Source organism: Planktothrix pseudagardhii, from assembly GCF_904830925.1.
GTDB classification, from domain to species: Bacteria; Cyanobacteriota; Cyanobacteriia; order Cyanobacteriales; family Microcoleaceae; genus Planktothrix; species Planktothrix tepida.
In genome coordinates this window covers 1,883,294-1,902,106 of sequence record NZ_LR882967.1, presented here as the reverse complement: position 1 = coordinate 1,902,106, position 18,813 = coordinate 1,883,294, and the positions used below count along the sequence as shown (strand labels likewise).

Annotated in this window: 11 protein-coding genes; 3 read left to right on the top strand and 8 right to left on the bottom strand. The window is 40.4% G+C overall.

Features of this window, described 5'->3' with window-relative positions; genetic code table 11:
- Positions 1-31: 31 nt before the first annotated feature.
- Positions 32-1,438, bottom strand: a complete 1,407-nt coding sequence (locus NMK36_RS08120; RefSeq protein WP_245824327.1) for an ammonium transporter — start codon at positions 1,436-1,438, stop codon at positions 32-34.
- 190 nt (positions 1,439-1,628) lie between these two features.
- Entirely contained in the window at positions 1,629-2,627 is a 999-nt protein-coding gene (locus NMK36_RS08115) for a PRC-barrel domain-containing protein (protein ID WP_072720859.1), read from the bottom strand.
- Positions 2,628-3,343: 716 nt separating this feature from the next.
- Between NMK36_RS08115 and NMK36_RS08110 the strand changes: the two genes are divergently transcribed.
- Entirely contained in the window at positions 3,344-3,871 is a 528-nt protein-coding gene (locus NMK36_RS08110; protein ID WP_072720857.1) for a hypothetical protein, read from the top strand.
- 266 nt (positions 3,872-4,137) lie between these two features.
- Here NMK36_RS08110 and NMK36_RS08105 read toward each other — a convergent pair whose 3' ends face one another.
- Together NMK36_RS08105 and NMK36_RS08100 are read right to left on the bottom strand one after the other, a co-directional pair.
- The gene (locus NMK36_RS08105; protein WP_072720855.1) at positions 4,138-9,528 is read right to left on the bottom strand and encodes a trifunctional serine/threonine-protein kinase/ATP-binding protein/sensor histidine kinase; all 5,391 of its coding nucleotides are present in this window, start codon (positions 9,526-9,528) and stop codon (positions 4,138-4,140) included.
- Positions 9,529-9,989: 461 nt separating this feature from the next.
- Positions 9,990-10,745, bottom strand: coding sequence for a COG4705 family protein (locus NMK36_RS08100; RefSeq protein WP_072720854.1), 756 nt, complete (start codon positions 10,743-10,745; stop codon positions 9,990-9,992).
- Positions 10,746-11,019: 274 nt separating this feature from the next.
- On the opposite strand from NMK36_RS08100, the gene NMK36_RS08095 reads away from it, so the two are divergent.
- Together NMK36_RS08095 and NMK36_RS08090 are read left to right on the top strand one after the other, a co-directional pair.
- A complete protein-coding gene (locus NMK36_RS08095) occupies positions 11,020-11,205 on the top strand; it encodes a hypothetical protein (RefSeq protein WP_072720853.1) in 186 nt (61 codons plus the stop codon).
- A 210-nt stretch (positions 11,206-11,415) separates the two neighbouring features.
- Positions 11,416-12,102 (top strand): manganese catalase family protein, encoded by a 687-nt coding sequence (locus NMK36_RS08090; protein ID WP_072720852.1) that lies wholly within the window; start codon positions 11,416-11,418, stop codon positions 12,100-12,102.
- A 201-nt stretch (positions 12,103-12,303) separates the two neighbouring features.
- On the opposite strand, the gene secA is transcribed toward NMK36_RS08090, so the two are convergent.
- The 4 genes from secA to NMK36_RS08070 form a co-directional block, all read right to left on the bottom strand.
- Positions 12,304-15,087 carry a preprotein translocase subunit SecA gene (gene secA, locus NMK36_RS08085; RefSeq protein ID WP_254173496.1) on the bottom strand — a complete coding sequence of 928 codons (2,784 nt, stop codon included), beginning with the start codon at positions 15,085-15,087 and terminating at the stop codon, positions 12,304-12,306.
- A gap of 115 nt (positions 15,088-15,202) precedes the next feature.
- Complete coding sequence (locus NMK36_RS08080; RefSeq protein ID WP_254173495.1) at positions 15,203-16,972, bottom strand: ABC transporter ATP-binding protein; 1,770 nt, start codon at positions 16,970-16,972, stop codon at positions 15,203-15,205.
- 260 nt (positions 16,973-17,232) lie between these two features.
- On the bottom strand, positions 17,233-17,565 hold the full coding sequence (locus NMK36_RS08075; protein ID WP_072720849.1) for a P-II family nitrogen regulator: 333 nt from the start codon (positions 17,563-17,565) through the stop codon (positions 17,233-17,235).
- 98 nt (positions 17,566-17,663) lie between these two features.
- Complete coding sequence (locus tag NMK36_RS08070; protein WP_072720848.1) at positions 17,664-18,812, bottom strand: sodium-dependent bicarbonate transport family permease; 1,149 nt, start codon at positions 18,810-18,812, stop codon at positions 17,664-17,666.
- Between the last annotated feature and the right edge of the window lies 1 nt (position 18,813).

Here is an 18,813-nt window from a genome sequence, read left to right as displayed (position 1 = left end):
ATCAATTAATTATTTTGAATTTTAAATTTCTCTAACCTTCTTTTCGCGAAAAGGTTTCGGTGGCAAAACTCAAACCAGAAGCAAAGTCTTCACCATAAGCTTCTTCACCGTGTTGATCAACATCCAAACCTTGTTCTTCAACCATCGATTTAACTCGCAGTTCCATCAGAGAAGCGAGAATCTTGACAATTACAAACGTTCCAACAGCAGCAAAAATGTAAGTCGCCAGTACCCCAACAATTTGAGGAATTAATTGCCCTGGATTTCCATACACAACTCCATCAAACCCGGCAGGATTCACGCTTTTTGTTGCAAAAACTCCGGTTAAAATAGCTCCAATGGTTCCACCGACGCCATGAACCGAATAGGTATCTAAGGAATCATCAAATTGCAATTTCACCCGCCAACTCACGGCATAGAAACAGCAAACGGCTGTGATTGAACCAATTAAAATTGCACCAACGGGGGTAACAAATCCGGCGGCGGGAGTAATACCCACTAATCCTGCTAAGAAACCACTGGCAATCCCAACGGCTGTGGGTTTACCGCGTAAATACCATTCCACCAGAGCCCAAGTTAACCCTCCGGCTGATGTTGAGACCATGGTGGCGACAAAAGCAACAGTCGCTAAAGAACCTGAACTTAAAGCACTGCCAGCATTAAAGCCAAACCAGCCAAACCACAACATCCCAATCCCTAACAGGACAAAAGGAACATTATGGGGGACATGGGGAATTACCATAAAATGCTTCCGAGAGCCAATCATCCAAGCGAGAATCACCGCCGAGACCCCGGAACTGATATGAACAACAGTTCCGCCTGCAAAATCTAATGCACCAATGGCTTGTAACCAACCCCGACCCCAAACCCAATGGGCTAAGGGAGAATAAACAAACGTAGACCACAGCAAGACAAACCAAAAATAAGCTTTAAAGGTCATCCGTTCAACAATCGCCCCACAAATTAACGCGGGGGTGATGATGGCGAACATCATCTGATACACCATAAACAACTGGTGAGGGATGGTTCCTGCATAGCCAATGGGGTCAGGAGCATCGGCTGCGACGTTATGTAAAAAAGCCCAATCTAATCCACCAATAAACCGTTCAATGCCTTGACCAAAGCCTTCAGAAACGGGAGTCGAGACATCAAAGGCAAGGCTATATCCCCAGAATACCCAGGTTACACCAACGATTCCCATCAAGATGAAGCTCATCATCATCGTGTTGAGAACGTTACGAGAGCGGACTAATCCACCATAAAAGAACGCTAACCCCGGTGTCATAAATAGCACTAAGGCGGCAGAAACCAACATAAAGGCTGTATCCCCAGAATTAATCGGGTTTTCTGCGGCTTCTTGCGCCCAAGCGGTTCCCGTCAGAGGGCCGACCAGCAGAGCGAATGCAACTAATCCAATAATTCCTAATTTTTTGAGCACGTTACTATTCTTTCCCTATAACCAAAAATTATCCAGACAGTGAATCTGTATTTTGCCCATTGGTTCCAGCAATCATTCTGTATCCTAAAATACAAAATACCAGGAATCACGCTCGGTTAACATTTGGCATAGAAGCAGTTAGGAGCCAGGAATTCATCAATTCTTCCTCGGCTCCCGTGGCTCCCCCTAACTACTCCTCATATTCCGGCATTTTCTTCTTCTCTGGAATATTAATTCGGGGTGGCTGATAGGGTTTAGGCGTTTCATCATCATTCCAAGCATCGGAATCTACGTCATTTTCGTATTCGTAATTTAATTCTCTGGCGTAGAGTTTTTGTTCCTGACGGGGAGGTTCAATGGGAACTAATTCCCGTTCTCGGTAGCGATCATCTTCATCCCGTTCCACATCGCCCCAATTATCTTCTTCTTCATACTCATCATAAATCGGTTGGGGCTGACGCAAGGGTTGAACGGGGGCGGGATGTTCTTCCCAAGCATCATTTTCGTCCCAAGTTTCTTCCTGAGCCACAGCAGGGGCGCGACTGGCTCGTTGGGGGGGCGTTTGGGGAAGTCCGGTTCCTAACTGGTTGGCGGGTTTAACCGTTGGGGGATAATACATTCCCTCTTCTTCTTTTTCCCAAGGGGCTTCTCCCAAGCCTAAGCGTTCTAACAAACCCACAGACAACTGTTGTAAGCGATCTTCTGATCCTTCAAACACAATTAATCGATTGGGGCCACTACTGACAATTTCCTCAATGGACAATTCGTAGGTGCTGATCACTTGGTCGGGAATTTGAGGTAGACCAATGGAGGCGATAATTAAGGATTCTAATTTGCCATCCCGGGTATCGAATCTGAATCCTCGGACTCGTCCTAACGGTTCTCCCGTTTCGGTGATCACTTCACTATTGATCAGGGTACTGTAGCCTTCTACATCCACGTCTTCTTCGAGGACGGTATCATCATCCACCAAAATTACGTCACCGATTTCGCGGACACTACTCAGGTACATAAATTTTGGCATTCCAGCGATCGCCAGAATATTATCGCGGATTCCGATCGCTACAATTTCACGCTGATCTACGTCTACCCATAATTGGCTCACGATCCCAAGTCGTTTACCTCTGTCACGGGTGATAACTTGAGTGCCGAGAATTTCGGAGCGTTGGCGGATATGTTCAGATGTCATGCTAGGCAGAATTTCAGTTTTAACTGTTAAAGATACAGATTACTCTACAAATTCTAATGGCGTAGATGCGTATCCATGCCATTAGTTTTTCGGGTTTTCTCTACAAGGTGGATAGTCCACCGATAATCCATTAGTTCTGATGCTATCAGAATATTTTGTTTTTGGTTCCTATCAGGGGGTAGAGCATCGTTAATCTGCTCCCTCAATTATAAATTAGCGTAGGGAGACAAAAATGGTTGCTCGGTTGCCGAAAAACTGTTTCCGGGTCTGCTGAATCAGGATATCGGTTCAGCGTAGAGTTGCCAAGGTTGTCATGAATACTAGGCCCATCTGCATTTTCTCCCAGGGGAGTTGAATGGAGAGGATAAAGGAATAGATAGAAACGCGGGTAAAATTTTCTCTGACCATCTCACACCCCAGACCCGATATTAAAAGATAGTTTCAAAGGAACACTGTTTCTTGCTGAAGATAGATGTTTTTTGGAAAAATTAAAGACAGGACACTCTACATCTTCTGATAAATTCAATGATGGTTTAAGAATACAATTGATTTCCTAAAGTTTTAACCTGCTTTTTACCGAAATGAGTAGAATCAACTTTTAGGAACTCATCAAATTTCATCCCTGAGTTAGAGGTTCAAAACATTGAATATTCTTAAGCTAAGAGAGTAATAAAAGCAAATTCAATGATTTGAATGCCACTTTAGGAGTTATCAACATGAAAAAATTAATTCAAGCTTTGCGCTCTATCTCCTTAAAAAGTATTGTCGGTGTTTTTTTAGCAGGATCATTACTGTTTATCAGTACCGCTTGTAGTAGTAATCCTCCAACGGCTCGGTTATCAGGAGAAGGTAGTATTAATGAAACAAAAGGATATAAAACTGAACTTTATAACCCGGTTCAACCGGAACAGAAAGGGGGAATGTACCCTTATAGCGACACGGACACCCCTAACCGCAAAGCTGAAGCAAAAGGAAAAGCGTTAGTTGATAATGCTAAATCCAATATTAGTAAAGTCAACAACCCTAAAGAATTCGTTGAAAATTACAAAAATGGCAAGCCTTTTCCTGAACGGGTGAAAGATTTATCTGAAAGTATTGGTGACTCTGTTAGTGAAGTAGCGGACGATTGGAGAGGGGGAACCCAACGGGGACTTCGGAACCTCAAAAATAACGCCAAACAAGGTGTAGATAAAGCTCAGGACACCGCAGAAGATGCTGGACGGGCTATTGAACGTTCCCTATAAATGGACTGGAAAATTAATTCAGTTGGCATATCTATCTAAAGGTAGATGTGTCAGCCAATCTTGTCCGCTTATATTAAAAACACTATCGCACGTTCTCAATTCGCGCTTTCCCCAGTCAACCAAAAGCTGGGGATTTTTCATAAACAATCACGTCTCTTTTTTCAGCTTGATCCGGTTAATGAATTTCATAACTTTTTTCCCATCCCTTTTGTTATTAACTGATGACCACCCCGTCATCGATCAAGAGCGTTCAGTCCCCAAAACTTTCAATGGATGGGAATTAAAATCGTAAATTCTGCGCCTTCCCCAAGGGTAGAAGTACAACTCATTTCTCCTTGATGACGATCAACAATAATTGAGTAACTAATTGATAGTCCTAAGCCCGTCCCACTACCGACGGGTTTTGTGGTAAAAAAGGGATCAAAGATTCGTTGCAAAATATCTGGACTCATCCCTGAACCATTATCTAAAATAGAAATTTTGGCTTTATTATTATCAATTAAACGGGTAGAAATCATAATAGTGGGTCGTGCATCCCCAGGATTCATCAAGCTGCGACGATGTTCTAAAGCATCAATGCTATTACTAATAATATTCATAAACACTTGATTTAATTGGGAGACATAACAGTTGACTTTGGGAAGTTGACCATACTGTTTAATGATTTCAATTTCTCCGCTATGGGTAGAAGCTCGCAGTCGAGGTTGTAAAATCATTAAGGTGCTATCAATACCTTCATGAATATCCACAGGTTTCATCTCGGCTTCATCCAAACGAGAAAAATTTCGCAGACTTAAAACAATATTACGAATGCGTTCAGCACCCACTTTCATGGATACTAAAAGTTTTTGTAAATCTTCTACGAGAAACTCTAAATCAATATCTAAAATCGTTTCTTCGACTAAAGGTTGAGGTTGAGGATATTCCTGTTGATAAACTTGAATTAATCGCAATAAATCTTTCACATATTCACTGGCGGGGGTAAGATTCCCATAAATAAAGCTGACCGGGTTATTAATTTCATGGGCTACCCCTGCCACCATTTGTCCTAAAGAAGACATTTTTTCACTTTGAATCAGTTGAGCTTGGGTGCGTTGTAGTTGAGTTAACGCTTGTTCTAAACGTAAATTTTTCTCATTGATTTCTTGGGTACGTTCTTGAACTTTATTTTCAACGGAGGCATATAACAAAGCATTTTCTAAAGAAACAGCTGCTTGAGAAGACAGTAAGTTTAAAACTTCAATTCGTTCAGAGGTAAAAGCCCCCGCCGTTAAGTTATTTTCTAAATATAAAATTCCTAAAAGTTTTCCCTGGCTAATAATCGGGGTACATAAAATTGATTTAACGTGATGGGAATTAATATAAGAATCATGGGTAAATTGTCCTTCCAGAGTGGCATTCATTAACACCACATCTTGACTCGTGCGTTCAACATAATAAATCACCGTTAAGGGTAAATAGTTGCAGGTTTCAACAGGAGTTTTAGGATGAACAATCACATCTTCGATATCCGTTGAAGCTTCAGCTTCAATCACTAATTTTTCCCCCTGATATAAGATTAAAAAGCCTTTTTGAGCTCCGGCATTTTCAATCACAATCTTCATTAAATTTCCTAACAATCGTTCTAAAACAATTTCACGCGAGATCGCTTGGGATGCTTTAATCACTGTGCTTAAATCCAGCAACGCTAAACGGCTACCGTGAGAGGTATTTAAGGTAATAGATTGGGCTTCAAATAAAGAGCTTTTAAGCGACCCTAACTGTTTGAGTTGAGGATATTGGGTTTCTAACTGTTCTACTTTCCGAATTGCACCCCAACGTTGATAACTATAATACGCTTCTCGTAGGTGAAGATTGGCATATTTAACTTTTGCGTGAGTCATCCAAAATTTAGCTGTGAGTTCATGACTTAAAGCTACATTTTGAATTAATCCAGCTTCTTGGGCGGTAGAAATGGCTTGTTCATATAAATCAATGGCTTCAAAAGAACGTTGCGAAAATCGAGCGAGTTCTGCTTCTATTAACAGATATTTAGCCCAGAAATTAGCAGGACAATTTTCTGACCATTGTTTAAATTTTTCTTGGTTACTCTTGATTTTCTCTAACAATTCTTCCTGTTCTGATGCTGAAACCCGGTCTAAATTGGCAATAAAGGTTAAAGATGAATAAAAATAATATTCTGTCACCGAAATTAAGCCAACAATAAATTGCAGTAACGGTTCAGTCTCTTTGACTAATTGTAAAGCCTGTTCTACTTCGCCATATAAATATAACACTTGTATTTTAAAAATTTGATAAAGACCGAGAGAGTAAAATTTTTGATGATCTTGGCTACTCTTCAAATAATAAACTTCGGTCATTTCTAAACTATCAAAGGATGATAAATTGGGGGTTTCACCAATTAAATTTAGGAGAATGCCTCGCAGTCCCGTTAAACTATCAATCACTAACTGATTTTCTGCTTTTTTACTAAATTTTAAATAGTTTTTAACTTCAACTAAAAATTTTGGCAGATTGACTCCTTGTACCATTAAATTTAAAGATTGATTATTTAATATATAACTTGCATATTGTAAATCTCCTGATTCTAAAGCCGATTGATAACCGTCATGGCCCAAGGCATTAGAATTTTTAAGGGGTTCTAACCAATAATTGAGGCAACTAATTGAGGACGCAGCCACCTTATAGATAGGATAATTCCACTTTTTATTTAACTTTAATCCCAGTTGACCTAACTCATAGGAAGTTTGATATTGATTAAACAGCGTCGCGAGTAAAATTCCATAGGTCGCATAGAAAAATCCGGCTTCTGGACTATAACCAAATTCCAAAGCCACTTTTACACCGTTGAGAATGATAACTGTCCATAAACTGGGATTACTGACATAGGCGGATGGTGCTAAATTATTGAGTAATTTTAAAATAATTTTGGGCTCTGGTTCAACAATGGGGCTTTGATGAACTAAATTTGATAAGCTATTAAGATTAAGTTGATTTTGGAGATACTCTAATTCCTGGGAAATGACTGTTTGTAGGTTTTCTGTGGGAATATCTAACCCCAATAAAGCTAAGGCTTTAATCCCGGCATTGAGGGCGGATTCATATTTTAATTGTAAGGTATATTGAATTAAAAGAAGATTATAAACTTCGGCTTTTTCTAAAACAGATTGGGATTTTTCTAAAATTAATTGAATCAACGTTTCACTGTCTGCAAAATTTCCATTTAAGTATTCAACTTCTGCCTGTTCTCGATAAAGGATAAAGGCTAAAGGATAATGTTCTACCCAAATATCACCGGGCAAAGTTTCAATTCCTGCTCTTAAATATTCCCGTGCGGCGCTATAAGCCGTGGCATCCTTGGCTTTTTTTCCCGCTTCTAAATTTAAACTTGCCAGTTGTAATTTTTCTTGTTCATCGGTAATTAAAGATCGACCGACATTGAGATGATCGACTAAATCAAAAACCCGTTCTAACCAATATTGAGGGGGAGTATTTGCCAGTAGTAACCGACCAATAGTGAGATGAACGGATTGTTTTTGAGAGTTGGCAATTAAGGAATAAGCAGCTTGTTGTACTCGGTCATGGAGAAATTTATAATTTAAGACTAAATAAGGATTAATTTGTTCGGGTTTTAAATTATCAGCATCGGATAAGGGTTTAATTAATCCTTCTTTTAAAGCCGGTAATAAATCTTGAAAGGTTCCCAAGGATTCTTTGCCATAAATTAACGATAGGGTATTCAAATCAAATTGATTCCCGACACAGGCGACTAATTGCAGAACTTGTTGACTTTCTAGGGGAAGTTTTTGCAATTTTCCAATCATTAATTCAACGACATTATCGGTAATATCGAGAGCTTTTATTTCGTCTAAATCCCACTGCCAAGCAATTCGTTCTGAGTTGAATGTGAGGAGTTTCTCTTGATAGAGGGTTTTGAAAAATTCATTAACAAAAAATGGATTTCCGGCGGTCTTTCCTAACACTAATTCTGCCAAGAGTTGAACAGTGGTACGATCACTATGTAAGGTATCGGCTAGGAGTTCAGTGACTTGTTCTAAATTTAAAGCGGTTAAATGAATTTCATGAACTAAGTGATGAGAATGCTGTTGATTTTCTAAGGTGAAAGACTCAGATTTTAACACTTCTAACATCATCATTAACGGATGGGTTGGACTGACCTCATTATCTCGATAAGCGCCAATTAAAAATAAATACGGAGTTGAATCATCCGTTAACATTAATTTAATTAATTTTAGGGTGGCGGAGTCAGCCCACTGTAAATCATCGAGAAAAATGACTAACGGATGTTCGGGTTGGCAAAACAGACGAATAAAGTTTTGAAAGACTAAATTAAACCGATTTTGAGATTCCGCAGGGCCTAATTCTAAGACTGGGGGTTGGGTTCCGATAATCAGTTCAATTTCGGGAATCACATCAATAATAATTTGTCCATTTGGCCCTAAAATTTCTAACAGTTTTTCCCGCCATTGATCTAAATGCTGTTGAGTTTCACTTAAGAGCAATCTTGCTAATTCTGAAAAGGCACTGACCAAAGCAGAATAGGGAATACTGCGTTGAAATTGGTCAAATTTACCACTAATAAAATAGCCGTGTTGATCAATAATTGATTTAGAAATTTCTTGAACTAAAACCGATTTGCCAATACCGGAATATCCGGCAATTAACATCATTTCAGTTTTTCCTTGACTCACCCGGTCGAAGGCTTGCATTAAAGTGTCAATCTCGGTTTCTCTGCCATAGAGTTTTTTAGGAATTTTAAATTGATCGGAAATATCTTGCATTCCTAATGGAAATTGACTGACAGTTCCTGTCGCTTGAACTTGTTTTAAACTCTTTTCTAAATCAGCAATTAATCCCCAGGCACTTTGATAACGTTCTTCGGCAGTTTTGGATAATAATTTTAAGACAATTTCAGAAATAATCGGGGGAATTTCGGGGTTAATTTCATGAGGTGGAATCGGTTGTTTAGCCAGGTGAGAATGAACGACTTCCATCGCATCACCCGTAGGAAAGGGAACCTGTTGAGTTAATAGTTCATAGAAGGTTGCTCCCAGCGAATAAAAATCCGTGCGATAATCAACAGAGCGATTCATCCGCCCGGTTTGTTCGGGTGAAATATAGGCGAGGGTTCCTTCCAAATTTTGGGGGGGATGCAGACGTAAAGAGTCCTGAGTTAATCCACTAGAAATACTAAAATCAATTAATTTAACTTGTCCTGTGGCAGGATTAAAAACAATATTAGAGGGATTAATATCTTTATGAATTAAGTTAGCTGCATGAATTTCTCGCAACCCTTGGGCAATTTTTATAGCGATATTGAGAAATCCTAATAAGGTAAATTTTTGGGTTGCTAATAAGATTTTTAACGATTCTCCGCCAAAATCTTCTAAAGCCATAACTAAAGTATTTTGATAGGTTTGAAGTTCATAAACTTTAATAACGCTTTCTAAATTGAAGCAGTGCAGGATTTTATATTCTCGCTCATATTTTTGCAGATCGGACTGTGAAGGAAATTCTCCTTGAAGCACTTTCAAAATAACAGGTAAATTATCTTTTTCTCGAATGGCTCGATAAACAATGGAGTTAATACTTTCATAAATTTGTGCTAAAATTTGATATCCGGGCAAGGCAATCATATTAGTTTCCTTATGCACTGATTTTAGGATGAGTCCGTTAAGCTTTAGTAATTCATAAAAAGATCAATATAACCTAGAGATGAGAGTTGCTACACCTTAAAGGACTACGTTCTGTGAGTTATTTGAGGGACAGAACTTATATCGACCTGATAGTTTCACGGGTGATCTTCGGGAGAAGTAGAATTATAGCGGAGTAGTTCTATTCTAGCGTGATTTGAGGACAGGAACAAATTTATACCCTACGGAGAATAAAAAAGAATAATTAATTAAATTTAAGATTTATAACAAGCTCTCTTAATTTTAGAATTCTAGGACTTACACATTGACAAAATAATGGTATTGTGCAACTTTTATAGGGTGGCTTCAAGCTCTACAAAAGTTGCTTTGTTGTCCCTATTCAAAACACCCTGATTTTTTATACTCCCAGAGGGAGTTCGCTTCAACTTTCAATCCGCGAAATATTATTCATTGTCAGCAATTTTCGTGGCTGTTATTCCTCTTTGCTGTAAAGTAGTGAATAAGATACAAGCTACCAATATCGATAAAAGAACAATAGATGAGCCAATGGTTCCATAACCCAAACCGCCTTTCTCGTGAGTTTTTGTTAGAACGTCTCCCAATGTTGCCCCAAAGGGTCGGGTGAGAACAAATGCCATCCAAAATAACGCAACTTTAGAAATTTCAGTAAAATAATTCGCTGCTAATATTAAACCGAGTAAACTCGCAATTAACAAAGCTCCTCCTGCAAATCCCAAGCCGGAACTATCCGCTAGAAAATCACCCAATGCTGTACCTAACGTATTGGAAAATAAAATGGCAGTCCAATAAAGGATTTCAAGTGGAAGGGTGTTAATATTAGTAACCGATAAAGTCCCAAAACGGTATTTCCAGAACATAAAAATAGCCACGAGAATGGTGACTAAAATTAAAGAACCCTTGGCGTAGCCTAGCCCCAAAGTACGATCCATATAATCAGAAATCGTTGTCCCCGCCGTACTTGTTGAAAGAATCACAGTCCAATATAGGATAGGGTGATAACTTTTTGAGACTAATTGAATAATCAGGGTGGCTAAAAATATCCCTATCAAAATTAGAGAACTAGCTCCGTAACCGACATTCAGGGTCATTGATAAAAGATCTCCTGCGGTTTCTCCCAGAGTGGTTGCACAGATCTTCATAATCCAGAATAAGAGAGTAATTTGTGGAATTTTGCTCATTATTATTCCTACTTGCTGTCAGGCTTTTATATTATATCGGAACTTAAAATTTTAAAGCCGGTTGAATAGCAATATTCAAAACAGAATTTTAGGGTGCATTTTTTGATTTAAATTATTAAGAATTCTCTTAATAAACAAGATTAAGTAAAATTACTTAATTCCCTGAAGTTTGAGCAGAAGAAGGGATACAGCAGAGATACAAAATTCCACACCCAGATAGAGGAAAATTTGATTAAGGTCAGAGATACTAATAGGAAATTTAGGAGAAATATCAATGAAAAATAAAGCATTTCCTCTATTAATGTTCAGTTTGTTATTAATGCTAGTGATCACTCCGTTTGCAGGCTTAACCCCATTAATGTTGCTGTTATTAGTCACGGGAATTTTTTATGTTTGGGGTTCAATATTTTTAGTGCTAAAGGAAGGAAAACCTAATTCTGAACCCGCAGATCTGCCTTAAAAATTACCCCTGTCAAGACCGTATTACCGAGCGACGATGAATTAAAGATCCCCTCTTTCATTGGGTATAAATTAAGAAAATTTTAACTCGGTATTGAGACAGAGGTTAGGTCAAGAGGAAGTTGATACACTACTCCATAGATAGAACACATTTTAGCAATTTTTAATGTGATTTCTGAGTTTTATTAGCTGATTCAATTAGGAGAACTTCATGTTTTTTCATAAGAAAGAACCGATTGAAAAAGGAATCAATATTGATGAACCGAATCCTCGTTTTGCCCAATTACTTCTCGAACAATTTGGGGGAGCGACGGGGGAGTTAACGGCAGCTTTGCAATATTGGGTACAATCGTTTCATGTGGAAAATCCCGGTATTCGAGATATGCTTCAAGATATTGCCATTGAAGAATTTGGGCATTTAGAAATGGTAGGGAAACTGATAGAAGCCCATACAAAAAATGTCGATCAAACGGAAGCGTTTAAAAGTACCTTATTTACTGTTCGAGGAATGGGCCCCCATTTATTAGATTCTCAAGGTCAAGCTTGGACAGCCGCCTATGTGAATGAAGGAGGCGATGTTGTTCGAGATTTACGCGCTAATATTGGGGCGGAAGCCGGGGCTCGACAAACCTATGAAGAGTTAATTAAATTAGCGCCTGACCCCGGTACAAAAGATACCTTAGTGTATTTACTGACCCGTGAAGTTTCCCATACCAAAATGTTTATGAAAGCCTTAGATTCGTTAGGGAAATTAACAGATCCGTTATTTGGAAATATTCAACCGGATGAAACGGTTAATATTTACTATAATCTCTCCAGCAATGGTCAAGATAGTCGAGGCCCCTGGAATTCGGAACCTGATTTTCAATATATTGCTGATCCGCAAGTTAGTCGTTAACTTTTGGCGATTCCTGGACGGTTTTTGGCTGGAATTATTAATAGAAAAAGCACCTGGGAGTCTGGCCGAGTTTCGACCCCAAGTGCTTTTTCTTTTCAGACCTCACTCCTCACACTCCTCAAATATACACGATAATTTTGGGATGTCAAGAAAAAAGTGAGGAATCTCTATCTTAAGAAATTCTAAAACCGACCTAAACCCCTAGGCTGTCATGGGTTGAGGCTGGAATTGGAACATGGAATAGATAACATTTCGGCGAATATCGGTCATCATATCCAAGAACAATTCATAGCCTTCGCTCTTGTATTCGATTAAGGGGTCTTTTTGTCCATAACTCCGCAAGCCGACGGACTCGCGTAACGCATCCATTTGTTGTAAATGTTCCCGCCACAACGTATCAATTTGTTGCAGAATAAAAAAGCGTTCTGCTTCCCGCATTAAGCCAGCGCGAATTTGATTGACTTGTGCTTCCTTAATATCATAGGCATTGCGTAACTGCTCATGGAGGAAAGTTTTAATTTCATCCACCGATAAATCTACAAATTGATCGGCGGTTAAATCGGCTAAAAGATAAACAAATTCCTTCGCTTTACTCACCAGATTTTCTAAATCCCATTCTTCCGACGGTAAATCAGGATTAATATAAGCTTCTACGATGTCATCCATCGTTTGTTCGCCATATTTAATCACTTGTTCTTTCAAATCTTGCCCTTCTAAAACCCGGCGACGTTCCGCATAAATTGCCCGTCGTTGGTTGTTCATTACCTCGTCATATTCAAACACCTGTTTACGAATATCGTAATAGTAAGTTTCGACTTTCCGTTGGGCATTTTCTAGCGATCGCGTTAATAATCGAGACTCAATGGGCATATCTTCATCAACATTAAAAGCATCCATTAATCCCGCAACCCGATCACCGCCAAAAATCCGTAATAAATTATCCTGTAAACTCAGGAAAAACCGCGTTGAACCGGGGTCGCCTTGTCGTCCAGCCCGTCCCCGCAGTTGGTTGTCAATGCGTCGAGATTCGTGGCGTTCTGTTCCAATCACATGAAGTCCACCTAGTTCCACCACTTCGTTATGTTCTCGCTTGGTGAAGTTTTCATACTCTTTAACAATCAAGTTATACACCTCGCGGAGTTTCTGAATCACCGGATCAGAGGTAGGAGCTTTTTCCGAGGCGACGGCTAATAAATCCTCCGCTTGTAACTCCGGTAAACTGCGTTCTCCATGCACTCCCACAGCAAAATCAACGGCTTCTTTTAGCTTTTGTTCGGTAGATTTTGATAATTCTGTGGGGAATAATTGCGTCGCCACTTTCCAGGTTTTCGGTTTTTTACTCATATCAAATCCCTGGGCGGCTGGACGACGACTACCCGGTACACCCACGACGGCTAATTCTCGTTCATCGTCGGGTTTAACAATTTTCGGCATCAAATACTCGCGCATTTTTAGCCGTCCCATAAATTCCGCATTTCCACCCAAAATAATATCCGTACCCCGTCCCGCCATGTTCGTCGAAATAGTTACAGCCCCTTTGCGTCCAGCTTGGGCAATAATTTCCGATTCTCGTTCAACGTTTTCCGGTTTAGCGTTTAATAAATTATGGGGAATTTTGCGTTGTTGTAATAAATTCGAGAGAATTTCTGACTTTTCAACGCTGGTGGTTCCCACTAAAACTGGGCGACCTTCTTTATGCAAATCAGCGCATTCTTCCGCAATAGAAGTCCATTTTCCTTCTTCGGTTTTATACACCACATCGGGTAAATCTTGCCGTCCTGTAATGCGGTTAGTGGGAATAATGGTAACTTGTAGATTATAGATGCGTTCAAATTCCGCTTCTTCAGTTTTTGCTGTTCCCGTCATCCCCGATAATTTGGGATATAAGAGGAAGAAATTTTGATAAGTAATCGTGGCTAAAGTTTGAGTTTCCGGTTGAATATCCACCCGTTCTTTCGCTTCAATCGCTTGGTGCAACCCGTCACTCCAACGACGACCCGGCATTACCCGCCCAGTAAATTCATCAACAATGATCACTTCCCCATTGCCAACAATATAGTTAACGTCTTTAATAAATAATTCTTTAGCTTTTAGAGCATTAAAAACAAAGTGCGCCCAAGGATCATTGGGATCATATAAATCTTGAACGCCAAATAGTTCTTCTGCTCTAGCAAACCCTTCATCGGTCATCAGAACATTACGGCCTTTTTCATCCACTTCATAATGTTCTTCTTTTAGCATCATTTGGGCAACTTCCGCCGCCCGCATATATTTTTGACTCGGACGTTCCACTTGACCGGAAATAATTAACGGTGTCCGAGCTTCATCGACTAAAACCGAGTCTACTTCGTCAATAATGCAATAGTTAAAGGGGCGCTGCACCACTTCATCCATTGAAGTTGCCATGTTGTCGCGCAGGTAATCAAACCCCATTTCACTGTTTGTTCCGTAAGTAACATCACAGTTGTAGTTTTTTTTGCGCGCATCGGGACTCATATCTTGTTGGATAAGCCCTACACTCAAGCCAAGGAAACGATGAATTTGTCCCATCCATTCCGCGTCCCGACGGGCGAGATAATCGTTAACGGTGATGACGTGAACTCCTTTTCCCGTTAAAGCGTTGAGATAGGCGGGAAGGGTGGAAACCAGGGTTTTACCTTCCCCGGTTTTCATCTCGGCAATTTGCCCCGTGTGTAGAATAATGCCACCTAGGAGTTGGACATCAAAGTGTCGCATCCCCAAAACTCGCTTTCCAGCTTCTCGAACCACCGCAAAGGCTTCGGGGAGAATTTCATCGAGGATTTGATTTTCGTCGTCTCGGTTTCGAGCTTTGGCTAATTTTTCCTTAAATTCTCCTGTCTTCGCCCGCAACTGATCATCCGAGAGGCTTTGAATTTCTTCCTCTAAAATGTTGATATCCGTGACAAGAGGCTGATATTTTTTAAGTTTACGCGCATTCGGATCACCCAACAGAGCTTTTAACATGGCAAGAGCAGGATATGGTTACGAAAATTTATAGGGTTTGAATAAATCACTGATTATTCTAGCATTTCCTGGTTGCCTATTGTTAAGTTAACAGGCAAGATGCCTGTTCCACGGGCTAATTTAAACCGGACTGCACCCGCCATAACCCCGCATAAATACCGGGTGCTTCTAAAAGGTTTTCATGGGTTCCTGATTCCACTAATTTACCGTGTTCCATCACATAAATACAATCGGCATTTCTAACCGTTGAAAGGCGATGGGCGATGGCAATTGTGGTGCGATTTTTGGTAATTTTTTCTAAGGAACGTTGAATGGCGGCTTCGGTTTCATTATCCACCGCAGAAGTCGCTTCATCTAAGATTAAAATCGGGGGATTTTTTAACACGGCTCTGGCGATCGCAATCCGTTGTCGTTGTCCACCGGATAATTTTTGACCCCGTTCTCCGACTATTGTATCATATCCTGATGGTAAATCGTTAATAAATTCATCGGCTTCTGCCACTTTTGCGGCTGCAATAATATCAGTTAAAGACGCATCAAAGGTTCCATAGGCAATATTTTCAGCAACGGTTCCATGAAATAAGAAAACATCCTGACTAACTAACCCGATGGCTTGCCGTAAATCTCCTAACCTTAAGCGATCTAATTCAATTCCATCTAGGGTAATCACTCCTGCATTAATTTCATACAATCGTAATAACAATTTAACTAAGGTACTTTTTCCCGATCCCGTAGAACCGACAATTGCAATCGTTTTCCCTGCTGGAATTTTGAGGGATAAATCTTGAATCACGGGATAGCGATTTTTATAGGAAAAATAGATATTTTTAAATTCAATTTCTCCCCGAACAGCAGAAATAGGAAGAGGAATATCCCCTGGATGAATTTCAATCGGAGTATCTAGTAAATTCATCACCCGGTTAACAGAAGCCATCGCCCGTTGATATTGATCAAAGGTATCTCCTAACCGAGTTAACGGCCATAATAACCGTTGGGTAATAAACACTAAAACGCTATAGGTTCCGACAGCTAATTGTCCTGAAGTAACTTGTAATCCCCCTAATAATAAAGTTGCAATAAATCCAAATAAAATTAAACTTCTAATCACGGGAACATAAGCCGAAGATAAGGTAATTGCCCGTTTATTACTTTGACGATAGGCTTCACTATGATAATTTATCCGTTGACTTTCATAGTTTTCAGCCGTGAAACTTTTAATCGTTGTAATACCGCCTAAATTATTGGCTAATTGTCCATTCAGTAAACTCACTTTTTCCCGAACATCGGCATAACGAGGGGCGAGTAATTTTTGAAACCAAACGGAACCCCAAACAATAAATGGCATCGGTAACATTGCCCACCAAGCCACACTCGGTGCTAAAATAAAAAAGGCTGCCCCAATTACAATTACTGTTGTAATGACTTGGATAATTTCATTCGCACCAATATCTAAAAATCGTTCTAACTGATTAATATCATCATTTAAAATAGACATTAAACTGCCACTACTGCGTTCTTCAAAGTAGGCAATTTCTAATTCTTGTAAATGTCCGTAGGCTTCTAATCTTAAATCATGTTGTAAGGTTTGGGCTAAATTGCGCCAGAGGATTTTATACGCATATTCAAAAAGCGATTCTAAACTCCAGATGATTAAACTTAATATCGATAAAAACAACAGTTGATTAAACGCTCCTTGAATTCCCCAGTTGACTAAAAAAGAAGTTTTAGGATTAATCACCACATCAACAGCCCAGCCAATTAAAACCGGAGGAGCTAAATCAAAGATTTTATTTAAAATTGAATAAAGCGTTGCTAACCCAATGGTTTTTTGATAGGGTCGAGCATACTGTAGAAGACGCTGTAATGGATGAGTCGTTTTAAACATTATTTTTGCTTTCTAAGTTTTTGAGCTTCGCTATGATGGTTTTGAGTAAGATTATTTCTATTTTCTAACCTGGAGAATATTAGGTCGAAGTCTAATTGTAGTTTATCGAAAAAATTGGGTTTAAACCCAAGTCCCGCAAGCCAGAAATGCGGCTATAGCACGACGCATTACGGTTAGGACATTTTTAAATCCGGCTTCTTGCGGAAGAAGCTAAAAAGCCGGGGTCATGCCCCGGCTTTTTGTGTCTACGTCATCTTGATTCAACAGCCGTCTGGCCCACAGAAACTGTGCCCGTACAGTACCTCTGCGTCACAAATATAGATAATGCCCGCATAATCCATAAAGAACTTTATTGCGACCTGATCCGCAATATTCTCAGCCATATCCCGATCTGGGGTGAGGACTTCAAACTTTATATTCGCCGTGGTGTCGGAAACGTTAGGTTGTCCCGATGAGCGCACATTGCGACTGCCTCTACCACCCGTCTCCACCACCGTATAACCATTTGCCCCGCATTCATCGATGATATTGGCAATCTTTTTCAACAGAATCTTTTCCGTGACGATGACAAGCTTTTTGGCTGGCTTTGCCATATTGGTTACCTCCTTACCTAAGATATATTGATCTTATATGTTCAGTTGCTTGGTCTGCCAGGTCAAGGGAGTACCAACAGACCGTAGCTCGTCTGAGATTAGCCACCGATCGCTTGGGCAAGCCCGATAAAGAACGGAATACACAAGCCGATCGCAACGGGTGTACCGATGGCGGTGGAAGCACCAATGTAAGCAGAGGGATTGGCTGATGGAATCCCGGCGCGCAGCGTAGGTGGGCCTGAGATGTCTGAACTAGAGGAAGCGATAACAGCTAAGATGACAACACCACCCATGCTGAATCCGGTGGCGTAGTGGGCAATCATGCCGAGACCGAAGGCGATTAATCCATGTACAAACGGTGCAGCCACACTATACACAACGTACCATTGGGCTACCTTACGCAGTTCGCCAATTCTCGACCAAGCTTCCATACCCATGACCAGCATCAAAATCGAAAGCAAGCCACGAAAGGCGGGATCGTAGAAGCTTTTATAGACACTTTCTGGCTGGGTGAACAGTCCAAGAGCGAGGCCTAACAACATTGCTGATAAAGCTGGCCCCCGAAGGCTTTCCTCGATGATCGGCCAGATCTTAACCCCATTATCCCGAGAGGCCTTCTGCTGGCTGAGATATTCTTGCCGACTGCTAGGATATTCTGGCTGATCGGGATAATTACCTGCCGCAACGGGCTGCTTACTGAGATACTCTTGCTTGCTAAGATACTCCTGCTTACTGAGAGACTCTTCTTCTACCTTACGTTTTTTCTTGTTGAGATAAATGTTAGCCACCACAATTGCAGTTACGAGCGCGGGGATATCCATGAAGGGATAGAGTGCGCCAGCCCATGCTTCGTATGAGATTTTTTCTTCTTCCAGTAGTGTCAGGGCGGCAGCCATGGTAGAGCCACTCACCGCACCAAACAATCCCCCGGTCGCAATTGCATCAACGGTTTTGACCTTTGGCAGATTGGCTAAGGTATAGCGTGCGATGAATACAACCAGAATCCCGACTGCTACAGAAAATAGTGCAGGTAAAATCATCTCTGTTAGGTTGGAATTGCGGATCGCAATACCACCGCTCAGACCGATTTTGGTGAGTAGCATGAAGACGATGATCGTACAAATTGACTCTGGAATTACCAATTCGCTACCAAGGGCAGCAATGATCATCCCACCAATCAAAAAGCCGAGTGTGGGGGACTGCAATTGCTTAATGAAGTCCATTACAAACAAGGAAAAAAAATCCACG